Genomic DNA, 18,580 nt, shown 5'->3' with positions numbered 1-18,580 from the left:
GAAGCCTCGCCAGGTGTTCCTGGCGAGGCTTCTGCGGTTCTTGACGGCAACGGTGACGGCAACGTCAGCGGACGGCGGCTGTGGCGGGTGGGGTGTCAGGGCCGTCGTCGGTCTGGTCGAGGGCGTGGCCCAAGGTGTCGATGGCTTGGCGTTGGAGTCGGAGGCGGACGTGGGCGTAGACGCCGGCGGTGACGCCGATGTGGGCGTGGCCGAGGAGTTCCTTGATGACGACGAGGTCGACACCCTGTTCCAGGAGCAGGGTGGCGGTCGAGTGCCTGAGGTCGTGAAAGCGGATACGGCGAAGCCCTGCCCGGCTGAGGAGTCGGCCGAAGCGCCGGGTCAGGTTGGCGGGGTCGAGGGGGTTGCCCGTCGAGGTGGTGAAGACGAGTCCGCTGTCCGTCCAGCCCGTTCCTGCGGCCTGGCGCTCTTCCTGCTGGTGTTCCCGGTGCGTCTTGAGGGAGTGGACGCATTCGGTGGGGAGGGCGATGCGGCGTTCGGAAGCGCGGGTCTTGGTGTGCAGGGTGGTCAGGCCGCTGGTGCGGGTGCGCTGGAGGGACCGGTGGATGCTGGCCGTGCCGCCGTCGAGGTCGAGGTCTTCCCAGCGCAGGCCGAGGAGTTCGCCCTTGCGAAGGCCGGTGCGCAGGGCGAGTTCGTACAGCGCGTGCAGCCGGTCACCGCTGGCTGCCTGGAGGGACTGCCGGGCCTCGGCCGCCGTAAGGGGCTGGAAGCGTCTCGGGCGGGGTGCGGTGGTCTTGACGTTCCGGGCGACGTTGCTCGGCAGTTCGTCCTCGCGGACGGCGTGTTCCAGGGCTGACTTGAGGACGGAGTGGACGTACGTCACGGTCAGCGGCGACAGCGTCTTGCCGCAGCACTGACCGACGGCGCAGCACGACCGCCGGGACGTGTCCCGTTCCTGGATGCAGCACTGGCAGGTGGTGCGGAGCCCATCGAGGAAGGCGCGTACGTCGCGTGCGGTGAGCCGCGCGAGCTTCTTCTTGCCGAGGCCGGGGCTGAGGTGGAGGCGGACGCAGGCCGCGTAACGGGTGTGGGTGTTCTCGCGGAGCTGGTGTACGGCGACGTTGTTGAGCCAGTACGTGAGGTAGTCGCCGACGGTGCTGTCGGCCGCAGCGATGGGGAGGCCGCGGTTGCTGGCGGCGATCTTCTCGGTGAGCTTGGCCAGGGCTTCTTTGCGGGTGGTGCCGTAGACGCGGATGCGCTTGCGGGTGTTGCCGGGTGCGAGGACGTATCCGGCGGCTTCCCAGCGGCTGTCCTTGCGCTGGTAGACGGTGCCGTCCCCGTTGGCGCGGGCGCGGGAGCGGCGGAACGGAGCAGGTCGGGGCGTGGTCATCAGGCGGCGGCTTCCTGTTCGAGGCGGGTGCGGATGAAGTCGGTGAGCGCGTGAGCGGGGATGCGGCGGGCGCGGCCGAGGGTGATCGAGGCGAGCTGGCCGGAGCGGAGTAGGTCGTAGACGGCGGAGCGGCCGAGTTGGAGGCGGGCCATCACCTGGGGGACCGTGAGCAGATCCAGTGCCGGTGCCGCCTTCGTACAGGGGGCGGTGGTCGGGGGCGAGGCCATCAGCAGCCCCCTTCGGCCGTGAACTGCCGTTCCAGTTCCCTGCGGTGCCAGACGTGGGCGGCGAGGAGCGCGCCGCCGGGGCTGTAGCCCGAGCCGAGGAATTCCCACTGGCCGACGACGAGCGTGGTGTCCGGGTCGGGCTCGGGCAGGCCGGCGTAGGCGCGGGCCTGTTCGGTGCGCCAAGTGCGGCGGGCGGCGCGCAGCGCGCCGAGCGTGGTGGAGTAGGAGCGGGACTTGGTGGAGAAGTGGCCCCGGAAGCCGAGCATGTGTGCCCACTTCCAGAGCTTCAGATCGGCGAACTCCGGCAGCTTGCCCAGCTCCCAGCAGGTGCGGATCATCTGCCGCACGTGACGTGCCACAGCAAGCCGGGGCAACGACCGGGCCTGACCGGTGCCGTCGCAGGCGGTGCACGGGAGCGGGGTCCCGTGAGGCAGGAGGGTGGCGCCGCGTCCCTGGCAGGGGCGGCAGTACAGGGCACTGTCGAGGGTGCCGGAGGCGTCGGCGGACTTGGTGGCGTACTTCGCCACGGCGGAAGCAGGTCGGGCAGCATGAGGCGCGGCGGTTGCCCCAGGTGGTGAGCAGACTGCCCGTGGGCTCGTCGGACGAGGCGTAGGAGCACAGCACCTTGCCGGTCGTGGCGTCGACGGTGGCGGTGTGGCCGGGCAGGCGTACGGGTTCGGTGCAGCCGCCGAGGTGTTCGATCTGCACTGCAGCTCGATGTTCCTCGCCCGATCGCGCCGCTGATCGCCCCCATGGTGGACCTGTCCGTCGTCGGGCGCTGGTCGCACTACGCTTCCTCGCCCTGCGCGTGTCCAAGGCGGAGCTGCGGGCCGGTACCCGGCTGTTGCACCTGTGCGGCCTGCTCACCCTCGCCTTGAACACCGCCGAACCGCTGCTGATCGGACGCTACGGCCGGGCCTGTCTTGACACTGCCTACAGCGCCTTGCTCAGCATCTTCGGCAGGAGGACTTCACGGTCGAGACCCTGCTCGACGATCTGCTGGAGCGGCTCGGGCTGTGACGGCGTCGCCGTCCCGCCTCGCCGCTTGGTGGCCGGGCCCGGTTCCGGGCCCGGCCCCGAAGCGGCTGATCAGACGCCGCCCGTGACCGTCGGGTGTCCCTGGTCCGAGGCGAGGCCGAGCGCTGCCCGCGCCTTCATCGCCTGCCGGTGGCCCGTGTGCTCATCCGCGAGCGCAAGCTCCCGCTGAAGAGTCCGGTTGTCCGTGGACTCATGGGCCGCCTTCAGGTGGGGAACAGCGGACCTGAGATCCGCGATCAGCGCGGTGACCGCCGGTTGTGCGGCGGCGGGCCAGCCGGGCTCTTCCAGCAGTGTGATCTCCGCCTCGATCCCCTTGGCCAGGGTGCCTGCCCACTCGCGGTTGACGGCGGGGTTCTCGGCGGGGGTCAACTCCGGCTCGGCGTCCCATGCGTCGTTGGCCGGCTTCACCGATTTCAGATAGCGCATCTGGGCAGCCGTCAGGTTGGTCGCATCCCGGCGCAGGGTGCCCCTCCAACCGGTGCCCCCGTCCCGAAAGAAGCAGGTCGCGTCCCGGTGCTTGACGTTGGTCAAGGAATGACCGTGCGGGTAGAAGTAGCCGAGGCTCACCGAGTCCGGGATCGCCCAGCCATCCATGACATAGCCCCCGATCAGCGAGGAGCAGACCTCCTCGGCCCGCTCCGTGACCTCCGACTCGCTCCCGAAAAACGCATCACCCAGGTCCGCAGAGGCGAACACCTCGCCCTGGTGCAGCTGGGAGCACGGCACCACCGCCACCTCACTGACCGACTCCTGGCTCTTCGGCGGCAGTCGAGCCATACAGTCACCGGCCTTGAGGTCGAAGACACTGACGGTCCCGGCGCGGTCGCCGTCCGACTTCCCGACGTAGGGCCCGAACACTGACGTCCCGCCGACGGCCCAGACCAGGCACATCACCAGGCCGGCGACGGCGAGCCAACGGCCCCTCCGCCCCGTCCGCCTGATCCGCACCAGAGCCACGACGCCCAGCAGCACACCCACCGGCCACAGGAACCCCGTGACCCCGGGCACCAGCGAGGCAATGGCCAGGCGGCTCCACCGAGGGGGGTCGAGCGAGTCGTCATCGACCGGCCCCCGGAGAAAGGACGCAAAAGCCGCCGAATGTTCCCGATCTGACGCCGCCCCAGGCACGGCACCTTCCCCTGACGAGGCGGTGACCGCCTCACCGCCCCCACTACTCTGACCTGCGACAGCAGACATGGCTCCCCTACGGCTCATCCGGCTTCCGCCCGGAAACCTATCGGCCCGGCGACAACGGCTCCACAGCAATTGCGCCCACCTGTTCGAACCACCTCGGCACCTCCGGCGGTCCGGGTGGTGCTTGATGCGGTGCCACCGGCCGTTGACGGCAGGCCCCACCCTGCGAGGCTCTGATCCACCTGGTTGTCCACCCAGGCAGCGACCGCACCATGGGGCGGCCGCCGATCCAGCCACCACCTGCGGCCGGACCACCCTGCCGACCAAGACCCTCAGCCCGAACGCCGCATCGCCCGCCCCACCCCCTGCATCACCTCACTGCGCTCGCACCGCACCCAGCAGGCCCAGGAGCGGGAGGCCGACGGGACCTCGCTGGGCGGCGGCCACGACTTCACCGACCTCAGGATTCGGGACACGCAGCAACGTCGGCAGCGGCTTCACCGGCTTCGCTTCCCTGGGCTGACCCCCGCAACCCCAGCCTGGCCGGGCCGCCGTGGTCCGGCCAGGCCCCCCTTCCGGGGACCGGCCGGACGCCAGGAGGCCGGGACCGGCGGGCTGGGGCAGGTCAGTGGTGGCGGCGTCGGCGGCGCCAGCTTTCCCAGGCTGCGAGCCATTCGCGCAGGGCTGTCTCGTGGCGGTCGCGGGGGGACGGGCCGGATGGGCGGGTGCTCCATACGGCGTGCCAGGCCCGATGGGCGCGCAGGCTGGGGACCTCGCTGCCGAAGACCGTGTACCGGACCGTCTCCTCCACCGCCTGCCGCCCCTCCTCGGTGCCCACCGCCCAGTCGGCCCGCTCCGCCAGCCAGCCGAGCTGGGTGACCATGGAGGTCACGGCCTCGTCGGCCTCCTGGCGGCTCTCCGAGGCGAGCCGCATCTGCTGCTGCACCGCCTCCTCCCAGAGGTCGCCCTCGTCCTCGGTGCGCAGCCGCCTCGGGGTGCGCGGTGCGCGGCCCGCGCTCAGTTGCTCGGCCAGGATCCGAGACCGCTCCATGGCGCCCAGTGCCAGCCGCCGATGCGCCTCCAGCCCCACCGGGACGGCGGGTACCGGCGGCTCGGAGCCGTCCGCCTGGGCCTGACGGCTCGTCACCTCGTCCAGCAGCCACGCCCGCCCGGCCAGGTACGGGCCGAGGTCACCGGTCGCGACCAGGGCGGGCTCCCCCACCGGCAGGCCCCGTACGACCACGGTCAGCTCGACCGGGGCGCGCTCGCTGCCGAGCGTCAGCTGCGCCGCCCAGAGCACCACCCCGCCGCCCTCGCGGGGCCGCTCCACCCGTACCCGGGCGGGCACCGGCACACCGTCGACCAGCAGTGTCCGCTCGGTGGTGCGCACCTGGCGCGGGCCGTCGCCCTCGTCCAGGCCGGTGAGGTCGAAGATGCGGTCCCGTTCGTCCTCGATCACCTCATCGAGGCCGCTCAGTACCTCGCCGCGCAGATCGTCGCCGGTCAGCGCGGTGCGTACGGAGACAAACGGGCCCGCCGGGTCGCGTGGCTCACCCGCGAGCAGGGTGAAGGAGACGACCCTCCCATTGACGCTGTGCCACTCGGCGAGCACCCGCAGCCCCGGCAGGTCGGCACCCGGCGCATACGGCAACCGCCCCGCCCGCCGCCAGGACACCAGCGCTCTCTCAGCCTCCTCGGCGAGCCGCTGCCATCCGCGCCGCTCTCCGGCCGGCCCCGATCCGTTCCTGCCGCCGCTCTGCACGCCGCCGCGCCCCCTGCCTCCGTCGGTCCGCCGTTGCACCCCCGCCCCTCACGATACGTTGGTACTAATCCGTGAGCGCCCCTTTTGCCGATGGGCGCACCCCGCACCGGCCCGGGGGGCGATGCTGGGAGTACGGGACAGCCCGTGTGCGGACGTGCGGGAAGGGGGCAGGGGATGGGCTTCAGTCTGGACCATGTGGTGCTGTGGGTCGAGGATCCGCTGCGGTCGCTGGCCTTCTTCGAGGAGGTGGTGGGCCTGCCCGGGGTGCGGGTGGCGGAGTTCCGGGCGGGTGCGGTCCCATTTCCGAGCGTGCGGGTCTCGGAGGGGGCGCTGCTGGACCTGATGGCGCGGGGGAACGCGGCGGGCGCGGACCGGCTGGCGGACGCCCCGGGCAGCGCGGGGCACCCGGTGAACCATGTCTGCCTGGCGATGGACGCGGCCGGCTTCGACGGTCTGCGCAAGCGGCTGGCCGACCATGGCACACCCGCCTCGGCCGTCTCCGAGGGGTCCTTCGGGGCGCGTGGTGCGGCCGTGCGGTCCTGCTACTTCCGCGATCCGGACGGGAATGTGGTGGAGGCCCGGCACTACCCCGAGCGGGGGTAGCGCCGGGCCTCCAGCACGAGGAGGTCCCGAGGCGGTCCCCCGAGGCGGGCTCAGGCCGGGCGGCGGGAGCGGGCCGGTCGAGCCTCCGGCACCTCGAAGCCGGGTACGCGTGGTCGACGCGCCACCTCTCGGCCAGGAAGGCCGCCGGGTCGGGCGACTCGGCGAGGCGGTCCCGAGGCGGTCCCCCGGGGCGGGCTTCAGGCCGGGCGGCGGGAGCGGGCCTTGTAGGCGGCCTTGCGGGCCTCCTTGGCGACCTGCTTGTCCCCGTGGAACTGGCCGATCGCCTCCAGCACCTCGGCCGTGTACGCATGGTCGACGCGCCACATCTCGGCCAGGAAGGCCGCCGGGTCGGGCGCCAGCGGCAGGCCGCCGACCAGTTCGGCGAGCAGCTCGGCGTCGACGTCGGGGTCCATCAGCTGGGCGGCCAGGGTGTCCACCGTGGTCCAGAGGGCCATGGTGCGGCCCGGCTCGGGTACGTCGGTGGCGCCGCGCTGGACCAGCCAGGCGCGGGAGAAGCCGCCCAGCTCGGGGTCGTCCAGGACCTCGCGCAGGGCGGGTTCGGCGTCGGCGCCCAGTTCGGTGAGGGCCAGCTGGCAGAGCATCCGGCGGGCCGGGCCGAGGGCGTCGCCGCCCCGGGCGGCGGCCAGCAGTTCGCGGGCGGCGGGCAGCGGCTCCCGGCCGTGCACCCACTCCCGGATCTCCTCCTCGGGCAGTACGTTCACGGCCTCGGAGACGCCGCTCAGCAGTGCGGCCGCGTCGCCCTTGGCGTACTCGCCGACCAGCGGCGCGTCGAAGCCCTCCTCCAGCAGCCACTGCCGTACGCCGTACTGGCCGAGCGGGGTGAGCCTGACCAGGCCGAACCGCGCGGCCTCCTCGTCGTCGACCGGTGTGTCGGGGTGGACCGGCGCGGCGGCGGCCTGGGCCTCCAGCTCGCCCTCGCCGTCCTCGGGCTCCTCGAAGAGGTCCGGGTCGATGGGGCGGTACTCCACCAGGCCGATCTCCGCGAGGTCGGCCAGCATCGGGTCGAGGGCGACCATCACGGCGGTGATCTCGCCGAGCATCTCCTCGGTGGGGTCCTGCCCGTCCGGGACGACCAGCAGCGCGGCGAGCACGCCCAGCGGCACGGTCTCGGCGCCCTCCTCGGCGAAGGCGGTGGACTCGTAGAGCACCTGGAGGGCCTGGTCGAGGAGGTCCTGCGCCTCCTCGCGGGCGGCCTCGAACTCCTCCAGGGAGGACGCCGTGGACTCCTCGTCCAGTTCGTCGGCGTCCCCGACGGCCAGCTCGCCGGGCTCGGGGAAGGCCGCGTCGGCCTCGACGGCGGTGTCCATCACCACGTCGGCGGCGCTCAGCCATGCCTCCAGGACGGCCTCCGGGTCACCGGACTCGACGGCCTCCAACTCCGGGCCGGGGCGGGCGACCTGGCCCTCGCCCTCCCCGGGGGCGGCCTCGCCGAGGGTGATCAGCTCCAGGTCCACCGCCAGCGACCATGCCTGCATCACCGCGCCCGTGCCATTCCCGCCCTCGTCCTCGCCGCCCTCCTCACGCGGGCCACCGTCGGCCGGGGCCAGGCCGAGCGCCGCGGCGGCCTCGGTCTCCAGCTCCGCGCCGGGCTCGCCGAACTCGTCGACCGGGCGGTACGGCGCGATCCAGCGGGCGAGCCGTACGGCGCGCTCCAGCAGCGGGATCCGCAGCGCGGCGGCGGCGAGTTCGGCCTCGGGCAGCAGCCGCACCGGGGGGACCATCACGGGGGTGTCGTCCGGGTCGGCCTCGTCGTCGAGCCCGGCCGCGCGATAGGTGCCGTACAGCTCCTCGACAGCCAGGTCGGCGGGGAGCTTTCCGCCCTGGTCCGCGCCCGGGCCGGTCGCCGACGGGCTGTCAGGGGTGTTGCGGCGTCGTCCGGCCATGGTGGCACGTTCTCCTCGGACTGGCACGGGTGAGGGGTGGGGTGCGTCCGGCGCCGGTGCGGGCGCACGGGTACCGGTTCCAAGGCCAGCCTAGCCGCCCCGCGCCGGGCCGGGCCGCCACCGGCGGCCGGGGCCGGGGGTGTGCCGCGCGGCGGTCGGACCGGTCAGAGCGGCCATGGCGGCATCCGGCGGAGCGGGCCGCGCTCCTGGCGCGGGGGGTGCTGGTGGCCGTCCGGGAAGGTCGGTCTGGGCAGGTTCTCCACGCCGACCTCGGCCGCCTCCAGGTACACCTCGGTGTCCGGCAGCCGGGGCGGTCGGCGCGGTCCGTCGGCGAACTGGAAGGCGGAGGTGAGGTCGCCGAAGGCGGCCCGGCGCCAGGCGGTGATGTTGGTCTCCCGGACGCCGGTGATCCGCTCCAGGAACTGCAACTGCGAGGTGTGGTCGAAGGGTTCGCGGGCCACCCAGCCGCCGACCGTCCAGGGCGAGACGATGATGCAGGGCACCCGGAAGCCGGCGCCGATGGGCAGCCCGCCGACCACCTCGCCGGGCGTGCCGGGGCGCGGCACGGGCGGCGGGACGTGGTCGAAGAGGCCGTCGTTCTCGTCGTAGACCAGGATGAAGACGGTCTTGGCCCAGACCTCGGGGTTGGCCGCGATGGCCTCGATCTTGGAGGCGATGTAGTCGGCGCCGGCGGCGGGCAGGTAGTCGGGGTGCTCGCACTGGTAGCTGGTGGGGATGATCCAGGAGACCGTCGGCAGCCGGTTGTTGCGGGCGTCGTCCTCGAAGGTCCCGGCCGGACTGGCGGTCAGGCCGCGCTGGTGCAGCGGGTCGCGGCGGCGGGCCCGGCGGAACTTCTCGAAGGAGACCAGCATGTTGCAGCCGTAGTTGTCCTCCTCCTGGTAGACCTGCCAGCTGACCCCGGCCTCCTGGAGCCGCTCCGGGTAGGTGGTCCAGCGGTAGGGCGTGGGCGCGGCGTTGGTGATCACCGGGCCGCCGCGCCTGCCGCCGGGGTCGATGGTGCCGCTCATCCAGTAGAGGCGGTTGGGCCAGGTCGGGCCCATCACCGAGCAGAAGTAGTTGTCGCAGACGGTGAAGGACTCGGCCAGCGCGTAGTGGAACGGGATGTCGTCACGGGTGTAGTAGCCCATGGTGAACGGGCCCTTGGCGCCGTCGGCGGCGCGGTGGGCGCGTACCCAGCGGTCCATCCGGCCGTAGTTCCAGGACTCGTGCTGGACGTCCCAGGCGTGGCTGGTGGAGGGGATGGCCTGGGCGCTGGTGCGGTGGGTGTCGAGGTGGAAGGGGAGCAGATAGCCGTCGGGGTTGACCGGGTCGGGCTGGTGGAAGACGTCGCGGCCGTCGCGCAGCCGCACGGCGTCGGGGTCGCCGAAGCCGCGCACCCCGGCGAGGGTGCCGAAATAGTGATCGAAGGAACGATTCTCCTGCATCAGCAGGACCACATGCTCCACATCGCTCAGCGAACCGCGCCGGCTCCCGGCCGCCACCGCCCGCCGCACATTCGGGGGCAGCAGTGCCGCCGCCGTTCCGGCCGCCGTCGCGGCTGCCGAGCCGAGCAGTCTCCGTCGGGTCATCCCGGGCATGGGGCGTGCCTTTCCACCAGGGTGCCGGGAGGTGTCGCCGGCAGCGGTCGAGGGGGGTACGGCCGGACGGGCCGGACTCGACTCTGTCCGACGCCCCCCGCCGGACGGCGCAGGCGGCGGGCGACGCACGGGCGGTTTCAGGGACACGGGGGACGTCACTGCTCCGGACGGGGCAACGGCCGCCGACCGGACCCCACCCCCCTTTTCGGCCGATACCGCCCGAGGACGTATCCTTCGGTCGGTCCTGTACGCACCGCGTCAGGCATCCGGGGCTGCTCCCTATTCGCACCTCCGGGCGCTCGGACCCGGTGCGGCACCCTCCCCTCGCCCCCTCTCGGGCAGCAGGGGCCCGCTCCGGTGCTCCGCCCCCCGTCTGCCGCTCCGCCGCAGGCGCCGCGCCCCTCGGCCCGCGCGAGGCTGGAGCCCCACCCGCAACCCGCAACCCGGCCCCGCCCGGATGCCCGTACGGCGGCCCCACACCCACGGCGCCGCCGCGCGGGCGCGTCGGCACACCCCGCCGACCCGGCCTCGGGGCCTCGTACCACAGGAGACCCACGACCGTGGTGGACCTCAGGTCGGCCGAGACCCGGCTGACCGAATCCCTGCTGCCCCGCGAACTCGCCCCGCGCGATGTGCTGCGCCTCTCGGCGGTGAGCCGCTGGAACGCGCTGCGCGGCATCCGCGTCGGCCTGTCGGCCGCCGTACTGCTGGCCCTGCTCACCGGCGCCAACCTGGCCACTCCGCTCTATCCGCTGATCCAGCGGCGGCTCGCGCTGACCCCGCTGGACACCACCGTGCTCTTCACGGTGTATGTCTTTGCGCTGGTGCCCGTACTGGCGGCGGTCGGCCACTGGTCCGACCACCTGGGCCGCCGGGCGCTGCTGCTGCCCGCGGTGGCGCTCTCCGCCGCCGGGGACGCCCTCTTCGCCTCCGCCGACGGCTTCGCCCAGCTGGCGGCGGGCCGCGCCGTACAGGGCATCGCGGTGGGCATGGCCACCGGCGCTGCCGGGGCGGCGCTCACCGACCTGCTGCCCGACCGCCCGGCGCTGGCCGCCAAGCTCACCCTGGCCGCCTCGGCCGGGGGTGTGGCGTCCGGTCCGCTGATCGGCGCGGCGCTGGCCAGGGGCGGGCAGCCGGTGCAGGTGCCGTTCCTGGTGCATGCGGTGGCGCTGCTGGCGCTCTGCGTACCGCTGGCGCTGCTGCACCCGCGCAGCCCCGGGCACCAGCCGAGCGTCACCCGGCGGCGGGCGGGCCGGGCCGTGCTGCGGCCCCGGGCGCTGGGCCTGCCGTCCGCCGGGCGGCGGGACTTCCTGCTCGCAGCCTGCACCGGCTTTGTCAGCTATGCGGTCTTCGGCGTCTATCTGAGCCTGGCGCCCGGGTACAGCGCGGCGCTGCTGCACACCGACTCCCGGATGACCGGTGCGGCGGTGGCCGCGCTGCTGCTGGGCGCCTCGGCCGCCACCCAGCTGATCGCGCCGACGGTGGCCGGCCGGCTGGTGCCGGTGCTGGGCATGGCGGGCCTGGCGGTCGGGCTGGGGGCGGTGGTGGCGGCGGGGTACATCCATGCGCCCGCGCTGCTGATCGCGGGCAGCGTGCTGGGCGGCGCCTGCCAGGGGCTGGCCTTCCGGACCCTCTTCACGGCCGCCTGCGCCGCGATGGACGCGGAGCGCCGGGGCAGCCAGCTGAGCGCCTTCTGGGTGATCGTCTACCTGGGCAGCGCACTGCCGATCGTGGTGGTGGGCGCCGTCGCCCAGCGGGTCGGCCTGCTGCCGGCCTTCAGCGGCTTCGCCGCCGTGGCCTGCGCGGCCTGCCTGGCGCTGGCCGGCGCAGCGCTGCGCCGCCGCTGAAGCCCCCGCCGGAGAAGCCCCCTCCGCAGAAGACACCGCAGAAGACGCCGCTGCCGTGCGACCCCGATGCGGGGCTGCACGGCAGCGGTGTAAGGGCGGTGCCGATCAGACGTTGAAGCCGAGCGCGCGAAGCTGCTCGCGGCCATCGTCGGTGATCTTGTCGGGACCCCACGGCGGCATCCAGACCCAGTTGATCCGCAGATCCTGGACAAGGCCGTCGGTGGCGCTGCGCGCCTGGTCCTCGATGACGTCGGTGAGCGGGCAGGCCGCCGACGTCAGGGTCATGTCGATGGTGGCCACATCGGACTCGTCGATGTGGACGCCGTAGATCAGACCCAGGTTGACCACGTCGATGCCCAGCTCGGGGTCGACGACGTCCATCAGGGCCTCGGTCAGGTCCTCCACCGAGACGGTGCCGGCGGTGGTGCCGACGATGCCGGTCGGGGTGGTCTCCTCGGTGCCGGCGGCCGGGGAGGCCGCCACCGAGGTGGACTCGGTATCGCTCATGGTGCGTCCTCCTTCGGACTACTCGGGGTGCTGGGCCAGGGCCTGGGCGGTGGCGTCCTTCCAGGCCATCCAGCTCAGCAGGGCGCACTTGACCCGGGCGGGGTACTTGGAGACACCGGCGAACGCCACCGCGTCCTCCAGCAGGTCCTCGTCGCCGTCGGACTGGCCCTTGCTCTGCATCAGCTCCAGAAACGCCTCCTGGACCTTCTGGGCGTCGCCGATGCTCTTGCCGACCAGCAGATCGTTCAGGACCGAGGCGCTGGCCTGGCTGATGGAACAGCCCTGCGACTCGTACGACACATCGGTGACCACCGGCCCGTCGAGCTTCACCCGCAGGGTGATCTCGTCGCCGCACGTCGGGTTGACGTGGTGCACCTCGGCGTCGCCCTCCCGCAGCCCCTTGCCGTGGGGGTGGCGGTAGTGGTCCAGGATGATCTCCTGGTACATGGAATCGAGCTTCACGGTTGCGGGTCCTCCTACCCGTCAGCCCTCACCGAAGAAGCTGCGCACCTGGTGCAGCCCCTTGATCAGGGCATCGACCTCGGCCGGCGTCGAGTACAGGTAGAACGACGCCCGCGTGGTCGCAGGAATTCCGTACCGCAGGCAGACCGGCCGCGCGCAGTGGTGGCCGACCCGGACGGCGATGCCCTGCTCGTCCAGTACCTGCCCCACGTCGTGCGGGTGGATGTCGCCGAGCGTGAAGGAGATCGCGGCGCCCCGGGACTCGGCCGTACGCGGGCCGATGATCCGCAGGTCGGGCACCTCCAGCAGCCGCTCCACGGCATAGCCGGTGAGGGCGTGCTCATGCGCGGCGATGGCGTCCATGCCGATGGCACCGAGGTAGTCGATGGCGGCGCCGAGGCCGATCGCCTGGGCGATCGGCGGGGTACCGGCCTCGAACTTGTGCGGCGCCGGCGCATAGGTGGAGGAGGACATCGAGACGGTCTCGATCATCTCGCCGCCGCCGAGGAAGGGCGGCAGGTCCTCCAGCAGCTCATGGCGGCCCCAGAGCACCCCGATGCCGGTCGGGCCGAGCATCTTGTGGCCGGTGAAGGCGACGAAGTCGGCGCCGAGCGCCTGGACGTCCAGCACCATGTGCGGGGCGGCCTGCGAGGCGTCGACCACCACCATCGCGCCGACGTCCTGGGCGCGGCGGACGATGGCCTCCACCGGGTTGATCGTGCCGAGGATGTTGGAGACCAGGGTGAAGGAGACCACCTTGGTCTTCTCGGTGATCAGTCGGTCGATGTCCGAGAGGTCCAGTCGGCCGTCGTCGGTGAGGCCGAACCACTTCAGCTTCGCTCCGGTGCGCTGCGACAGCAGCTGCCACGGGACGATGTTGGAGTGGTGCTCCATCTCCGTGATGACGACCTCGGCCTCGTGGTCCACCCGGTAGGGCTCCTCGGCCCAGCCGAGCATGTTGGCCACCAGGTTGAGGGACTCCGAGGCGTTCTTGGTGAAGATCACCTCGTCCCGGCTCGGCGCGTTGATGAACGCCGCGACCTTGTCGCGGGCGCCCTCGTACAGCGCCGTGGCCTCCTCGGCGAGGACGTGGATGCCGCGGTGGACGTTGGCGTTGTGCTGCTCGTAGTAGGTGTTCAGCGCATCGAGCACCTGCTGCGGCTTCTGCGAGGTCGCCGCGTTGTCCAGGTAGACCAGCGGCTGTCCGTCGTGCAGCAGGCGCTGGAGGACCGGGAAGTCCTTGCGGATCGCGTCGGTGTCGAGCAGGCCGGTCAGCCCATGGTGCGCCGAGCCGGAGCGAGTGGTCACTCGGAAGCGCCCCCCTTCACATATGCCTCGTAGCCCTCGTCCTCCAGCTTGTCGGCCAGCTCGGCGCCGCCGGACTCGACGATGCGGCCGTTGGCGAAGACATGGACGTAGTCGGGCTTGATGTAGCGCAGGATGCGCGTGTAGTGGGTGACCAGCAGGGTGCCCACCTCGCCGCCCTCGCGGACCCGGTTGATGCCCTCGGAGACGACCCGCAGCGCGTCGACGTCCAGACCGGAGTCGGTCTCGTCCAGGATCGCGATGCGCGGCTTGAGCAGCTCCAGCTGAAGGATCTCGTGGCGCTTCTTCTCACCGCCGGAGAAGCCCTCGTTGACATTGCGCTCGGCGAAGGCGGGGTCCATCTGGAGCGCCGCCATGGCCTCCTTGACCTCCTTCACCCAGGTGCGCAGCTTGGGGGCCTCGCCGCGGATGGCGGTGGCGGCGGTGCGCAGGAAGTTGGAGACCGAGACGCCGGGCACCTCGACCGGGTACTGCATGGCGAGGAAGACTCCGGCGCGGGCGCGCTCGTCCACCGACATGGCGAGGACGTCCTCGCCGTCCAGCGTCACCGAGCCACCGGTGACGGTGTACTTGGGGTGGCCGGCGAGGGAGTAGGCCAGGGTGGACTTGCCGGAGCCGTTGGGGCCCATGATGGCGTGGGTCTCGCCCTGCTTCACGGTGAGGTCGACACCGCGCAGGATCTCGCGGGGGCCGTTCTCGGCCTCGACGGAGACGTGCAGGTCGCGGATTTCAAGCGTGGCCATGGGGACTCAGGACTCCTGGGTGACGGAGACGAAGACAGCCGCTGCTTCGCCGTCTCCTTCGATCTTGACGGGGTACACGGGGACGGGCCGCACGGCGGGCGGCCCGGACGGCTTGCCGGTGCGCAGGTCGAAGCTGGAACCGTGCAGCCAGCACTCGATCTGGCAGTCCTCGACCTCGCCCTCGGAGAGCGAGACGTTGGCGTGCGAGCAGATGTCGTTGATCGCGAACACCTCGCCCTCGGTGCGGACGACCGAGACCGGCACGCCGTCGAGTTCGACGCGCTTGGGGACGTCCTCTTCGAGGTCGGCCAGCGCGCAGGCGCGCAGAAAGCCTTCGGGTGCGGCGGCGGTCATGCGAGGGTCGCCTCCAGCTCCGCGTCGATCTTCTCCAGCAGCCTCTCCTGCACATCCGGCAGGCCGATCTGGTGGACCAGTTCGGCGAAGAAGCCGCGCACCACCAGGCGGCGGGCCTCGTCGGCGGGGATGCCCCGCGCCTGGAGGTAGAAGAGCTGCTCGTCGTCGAAGCGGCCGGTGGCGGAGGCGTGCCCGGCACCGACGATCTCGCCGGTCTCGATCTCCAGGTTGGGGACCGAGTCGACCCGGGCGCCGTCGGTGAGCACCAGGTTGCGGTTGAGCTCGTAGGTGTCGGTGCCCTCGGCCTCGGCGCGGATCAGCACATCGCCGATCCAGACCGCATGCGACTCCTCGCCCTGGAGCGCGCCCTTGTAGGCGACGTTGGAGCGGCAGTGCGGGGTGTCGTGGTCGATGAAGAGGCGGTGCTCCAGGTGCTGGCCGGCGTCGGCGAAGTAGAGGCCGTACAGCTCGGCCTCGCCGCCGGGGGCGCCGTACACCACCCGGGGGTGCAGGCGGACCAGGTCGCCGCCGAAGGTGACGATCACCGACTTGAAGGAGGCGTCGCGGCCGATCAGCGCGGTGTGCTGGCCGGCGTGGACGGCGGTGGCGTCCCAGTCCTGTACGGAGACCACGGTGAGCTTGGCGCCGTCGCCGATCAGGTACTCGACATTGGCGGCCAGCACCGCGTCCCCGGTGTGCTCGATGACCACCACGGCCTCGGCGAAGGCGCCGAGCTCGACCACCTGGTGGGCGTAGGCGGTGCCGCCCTGGCCGTGCACGGCGATCCGGATCGGCTCGCTGAGCACGGTGTCCTTGGGGACCGAGACCACGGACGCCTTCTCGAAGGCGGAGAACGCCTGGGCGGCGATCCGGTCCACCGGCTTGCCGGCCCGGCCGATCCGGGGGTCCGCGCGGTCCACGGTCTCCTGGACGGCGCCGTCCGGGACGGTGGTCTCCACCCGGATGCCGCCGTCGGCCTCGGCGCTGCCGTCGTGCAGGCCGCGCAGCCGGTGCAGCGGGGTGAACCGCCAGTTCTCCTCGCGCCCGGTGGGCACCGGGAAGTCGGCCACGTCGTACGACGCGACCGTCTCCACCCGGGCGTCGACCGGCTGGCTGACGGCGGTCTCGCGGCCGGTGCCGGGGCCGGCCAGCTGGGCGCCGGCGCCCGCCGTACCGACCTCGATGGACCCGGCCGTGGTGGAGCCGGTGCTGTTCTGAACGTCAGCCATCGCTGTCGTTACTCACTTCCTCATTCTGGGGTGCGCTCGCCTCGGGGCGCCTTGCGCGGCTGCCGGTCGCTCATCGCCTCCGACAGCCGCGTGCCCTTCGGCGCGCTCACGCCGCGTTCCTGGCCTGGGATCCTGGCCGGGGCCAGGAGAGGAGGGCCGTCAGCCGACGGCGCCTTCCATCTGGAGCTCGATCAGCCGGTTGAGCTCCAGCGCGTACTCCATCGGCAGCTCCCGGGCGATCGGCTCCACAAAGCCGCGCACGATCATCGCCATGGCCTCGTTCTCCGACATGCCCCGGCTCATCAGGTAGAAGAGCTGGTCCTCGCTGACCTTGGAGACGGTCGCCTCGTGGCCCATGGACACGTCGTCCTCGCGGACGTCCACATAGGGGTAGGTGTCCGAGCGGGAGATGGTGTCCACCAGCAGCGCGTCGCAGAGCACATTGGACTTGGAGCCCTCGGCGCCCTCGCCGATCTCGATCAGGCCGCGGTAGGAGGTCCGGCCGCCACCCCGGGCCACCGACTTGGAGACGATGGAGGAGGAGGTGTTCGGAGCCATGTGGACCATCTTGGCGCCGGCGTCCTGGTGCTGGCCCTCGCCCGCGAAGGCGATGGAGAGCGTCTCGCCCTTGGCGTGCTCGCCCATCAGGTAGACGGCCGGGTACTTCATGGTCACCTTGGAGCCGATGTTGCCGTCGACCCACTCCATGGTGGCGCCCTCGTAGGCGACGGCGCGCTTGGTCACCAGGTTGTAGACGTTGTTCGACCAGTTCTGGATGGTCGTGTAACGGCAGCGGGCGCCCTTCTTGACGATGATCTCGACGACCGCGGAGTGCAGCGAGTCCGACTTGTAGATCGGCGCGGTGCAGCCCTCGACGTAGTGGACGTAGGCGTCCTCGTCGACGATGATCAGGGTCCGCTCGAACTGGCCCATGTTCTCGGTGTTGATCCGGAAGTACGCCTGGAGCGGGATCTCCACGTGCACGCCCTTCGGCACGTAGATGAAGGAGCCGCCGGACCAGACCGCCGTGTTCAGCGCGGCGAACTTGTTGTCGCCGGCCGGGATCACGGTGCCGAAGTACTCCTGGAAGAGCTCGGGGTGCTCCTTGAGCGCGGTGTCGGTGTCCAGGAAGATGACGCCCTGCTGCTCCAGGTCCTCGCGGATCTGGTGGTAGACCACCTCGGACTCGTACTGGGCGGCGACACCGGCGACCAGGCGCTGCTTCTCCGCCTCCGGGATGCCCAGCTTGTCGTAGGTGTTCTTGATGTCGGCGGGCAGCTCGTCCCAGGACGCGGCCTGCTTCTCGGTGGACCGCACAAAGTACTTGATGTTGTCGAAGTCGATCCCGGAGAGGTCCGAGCCCCAGGTCGGCATCGGCTTCTTGTCGAACAGCCGCAGGCCCTTGAGCCTCAGCTTGAGCATCCACTCCGGCTCCGACTTCTTCGCGGAGATGTCGCGGACGACCTCTTCGCTCAGGCCGCGCTTGGCGGCGGCGCCGGCGGCGTCGGGGTCGGCCCAGCCGTACTCGTAGGTGCCCAGACCCTCAAGCTCCGGGTGAGCGGTCGTGGTCATACGGGGTTCCTCCCGGAGACAGTCTCTGTCGTGGTAGGGGTGGGTGTTCGGCGTGCGGTACCGGCGGTCGGCGCTGCACCGGACGTCCGCTTGCGGGAAGCGGGGGACGGTGCGGCACCGGCTGCCGGCACATGGGTGGTGCAGACCCCGTCGCCGTGGGCGATGGTGGCCAGCCGCTGCACATGGGTGCCCAGCAGACGGGAGAAGACCTCGGTCTCCGCCTCGCACAGCTGGGGGAACTGCTCGGCGATGTGCGCCACCGGGCAGTGGTGCTGGCAGAGCTGCTCACCGGCGGCGGCCTTCGCAGCGGAGGACACACGCCGCACCGTGGCAGCGTACCCGTCCGCGCTCAGCGCACGGGCGAGAGCCTCGGTCCGCTGCTCGGCCGCGACCTGGCCGACGACCGCGCCATAGCGCTCGGCGTCGCGGTCCAGCCGGGCGCGGGCGAAGGCGGCGACCGCCTCGGCGCCGGCCTCGCCGCCGCCGGCGCACTCCGCGATCCAGCGCAGCGCGTCTGCGGCCAACTGGTCGTACGCCTGGTAGAAGACATCGCGGCCGCAGTCGGTGAGCGCGAAGACCTTGGCCGGACGGCCCCGGCCACGGTGGCCGTAGACCCGCTGCTCGCGGGACTCGACCAGGCCGGTGGCGGCCAGCGCGTCCAGGTGGCGGCGGACTGCGGCGGTGGTCAGCCCCAGTCGCTCGGCCAGGTCGGCGGCGGTGGACGGGCCATGGTCCAGAATGGAGCGGGCGACCCGGTCCCGGGTGGCCTGATGGCCCCCCTGGAGCGCGACCTCGCCGCCGGGCGCGGGCACACCGGCAGCGGCGGTCGGCTCGGCCGCCTCCTGCTGCTCCGGGTACGCGCGCATGTTTTTCACAACGCCATTGTTGCGTAATTCATTCCGCTGCGACAACCCGGTGCGGTCGGC

Annotated in this window: 16 protein-coding genes and 2 pseudogenes; 2 read left to right on the top strand and 16 right to left on the bottom strand. The window is 72.1% G+C overall.

The window, feature by feature from the left end; genetic code table 11:
- Positions 1–64: 64 nt before the first annotated feature.
- The 6 genes and pseudogenes from C7M71_RS23635 to C7M71_RS23610 form a co-directional block, all read right to left on the bottom strand.
- Complete coding sequence (locus C7M71_RS23635; protein ID WP_111490635.1) at positions 65–1,348, bottom strand: tyrosine-type recombinase/integrase; 1,284 nt, start codon at positions 1,346–1,348, stop codon at positions 65–67.
- On the bottom strand, positions 1,348–1,575 hold the full coding sequence (locus tag C7M71_RS23630) for a helix-turn-helix domain-containing protein (RefSeq protein WP_111490634.1): 228 nt from the start codon (positions 1,573–1,575) through the stop codon (positions 1,348–1,350). Before C7M71_RS23630 ends, C7M71_RS23635 begins: the two co-directional genes overlap by 1 nt.
- Positions 1,575–2,111, bottom strand: a pseudogene (locus C7M71_RS23625) (replication initiator); the annotation flags it as partial. The pseudogene C7M71_RS23625 and the gene C7M71_RS23630, both read right to left, overlap by 1 nt.
- An 81-nt stretch (positions 2,112–2,192) precedes the next feature.
- Positions 2,193–2,283: pseudogene (locus tag C7M71_RS32985) on the bottom strand (hypothetical protein); the annotation flags it as partial.
- A gap of 381 nt (positions 2,284–2,664) precedes the next feature.
- The gene (locus tag C7M71_RS23615) at positions 2,665–3,810 is read right to left on the bottom strand and encodes a DUF4190 domain-containing protein (protein WP_265737702.1); all 1,146 of its coding nucleotides are present in this window, start codon (positions 3,808–3,810) and stop codon (positions 2,665–2,667) included.
- A 562-nt stretch (positions 3,811–4,372) separates the two neighbouring features.
- A complete protein-coding gene (locus C7M71_RS23610) occupies positions 4,373–5,422 on the bottom strand; it encodes a hypothetical protein (protein ID WP_111490632.1) in 1,050 nt (349 codons plus the stop codon).
- 261 nt (positions 5,423–5,683) lie between these two features.
- Between C7M71_RS23610 and C7M71_RS23605 the strand changes: the two genes are divergently transcribed.
- A complete protein-coding gene (locus C7M71_RS23605) occupies positions 5,684–6,112 on the top strand; it encodes a VOC family protein (protein ID WP_111490631.1) in 429 nt (142 codons plus the stop codon).
- A 197-nt stretch (positions 6,113–6,309) separates the two neighbouring features.
- Here the strand turns inward: C7M71_RS23605 and C7M71_RS23600 are convergent, their stop codons facing one another.
- On the bottom strand, positions 6,310–8,016 hold the full coding sequence (locus tag C7M71_RS23600) for a hypothetical protein (RefSeq protein WP_229758873.1): 1,707 nt from the start codon (positions 8,014–8,016) through the stop codon (positions 6,310–6,312).
- A 164-nt stretch (positions 8,017–8,180) separates the two neighbouring features.
- On the bottom strand, positions 8,181–9,614 hold the full coding sequence (locus tag C7M71_RS23595; protein ID WP_111490630.1) for an alkaline phosphatase family protein: 1,434 nt from the start codon (positions 9,612–9,614) through the stop codon (positions 8,181–8,183).
- 560 nt (positions 9,615–10,174) lie between these two features.
- Here C7M71_RS23595 and C7M71_RS23590 point away from each other — a divergent pair.
- Positions 10,175–11,461 carry an MFS transporter gene (locus C7M71_RS23590; protein WP_162824339.1) on the top strand — a complete coding sequence of 429 codons (1,287 nt, stop codon included), beginning with the start codon at positions 10,175–10,177 and terminating at the stop codon, positions 11,459–11,461.
- Positions 11,462–11,566: 105 nt separating this feature from the next.
- Here the strand turns inward: C7M71_RS23590 and C7M71_RS23585 are convergent, their stop codons facing one another.
- From C7M71_RS23585 to C7M71_RS23550, 8 genes are all read right to left on the bottom strand, one after another.
- A complete protein-coding gene (locus C7M71_RS23585) occupies positions 11,567–11,968 on the bottom strand; it encodes a metal-sulfur cluster assembly factor (RefSeq protein WP_111490303.1) in 402 nt (133 codons plus the stop codon).
- A gap of 18 nt (positions 11,969–11,986) precedes the next feature.
- Positions 11,987–12,430 carry a Fe-S cluster assembly sulfur transfer protein SufU gene (gene sufU, locus C7M71_RS23580; RefSeq protein WP_111490302.1) on the bottom strand — a complete coding sequence of 148 codons (444 nt, stop codon included), beginning with the start codon at positions 12,428–12,430 and terminating at the stop codon, positions 11,987–11,989.
- Between the two features lie 21 nt (positions 12,431–12,451).
- On the bottom strand, positions 12,452–13,705 hold the full coding sequence (locus C7M71_RS23575) for a cysteine desulfurase (RefSeq protein ID WP_111490306.1): 1,254 nt from the start codon (positions 13,703–13,705) through the stop codon (positions 12,452–12,454).
- A gap of 29 nt (positions 13,706–13,734) precedes the next feature.
- Positions 13,735–14,499, bottom strand: coding sequence for a Fe-S cluster assembly ATPase SufC (sufC, locus tag C7M71_RS23570; RefSeq protein WP_111490301.1), 765 nt, complete (start codon positions 14,497–14,499; stop codon positions 13,735–13,737).
- Positions 14,500–14,505: 6 nt separating this feature from the next.
- Entirely contained in the window at positions 14,506–14,853 is a 348-nt protein-coding gene (locus tag C7M71_RS23565; protein WP_111490300.1) for a non-heme iron oxygenase ferredoxin subunit, read from the bottom strand.
- The gene (gene sufD, locus C7M71_RS23560) at positions 14,850–16,082 is read right to left on the bottom strand and encodes a Fe-S cluster assembly protein SufD (protein WP_111490299.1); all 1,233 of its coding nucleotides are present in this window, start codon (positions 16,080–16,082) and stop codon (positions 14,850–14,852) included. Before sufD ends, C7M71_RS23565 begins: the two co-directional genes overlap by 4 nt.
- A gap of 159 nt (positions 16,083–16,241) precedes the next feature.
- On the bottom strand, positions 16,242–17,654 hold the full coding sequence (sufB, locus tag C7M71_RS23555) for a Fe-S cluster assembly protein SufB (RefSeq protein ID WP_111490298.1): 1,413 nt from the start codon (positions 17,652–17,654) through the stop codon (positions 16,242–16,244).
- Positions 17,651–18,520 carry a helix-turn-helix transcriptional regulator gene (locus tag C7M71_RS23550; RefSeq protein ID WP_111490297.1) on the bottom strand — a complete coding sequence of 290 codons (870 nt, stop codon included), beginning with the start codon at positions 18,518–18,520 and terminating at the stop codon, positions 17,651–17,653. Before C7M71_RS23550 ends, sufB begins: the two co-directional genes overlap by 4 nt.
- Positions 18,521–18,580: the final 60 nt, after the last annotated feature.

Source organism: Peterkaempfera bronchialis, assembly GCF_003258605.2.
In the GTDB taxonomy this organism is placed as follows: domain Bacteria; phylum Actinomycetota; class Actinomycetes; order Streptomycetales; family Streptomycetaceae; genus Peterkaempfera; species Peterkaempfera bronchialis.
The sequence above is the reverse complement of the archived record's forward strand: the minus strand, read 5'-3'. Positions and strand labels throughout refer to the sequence as shown.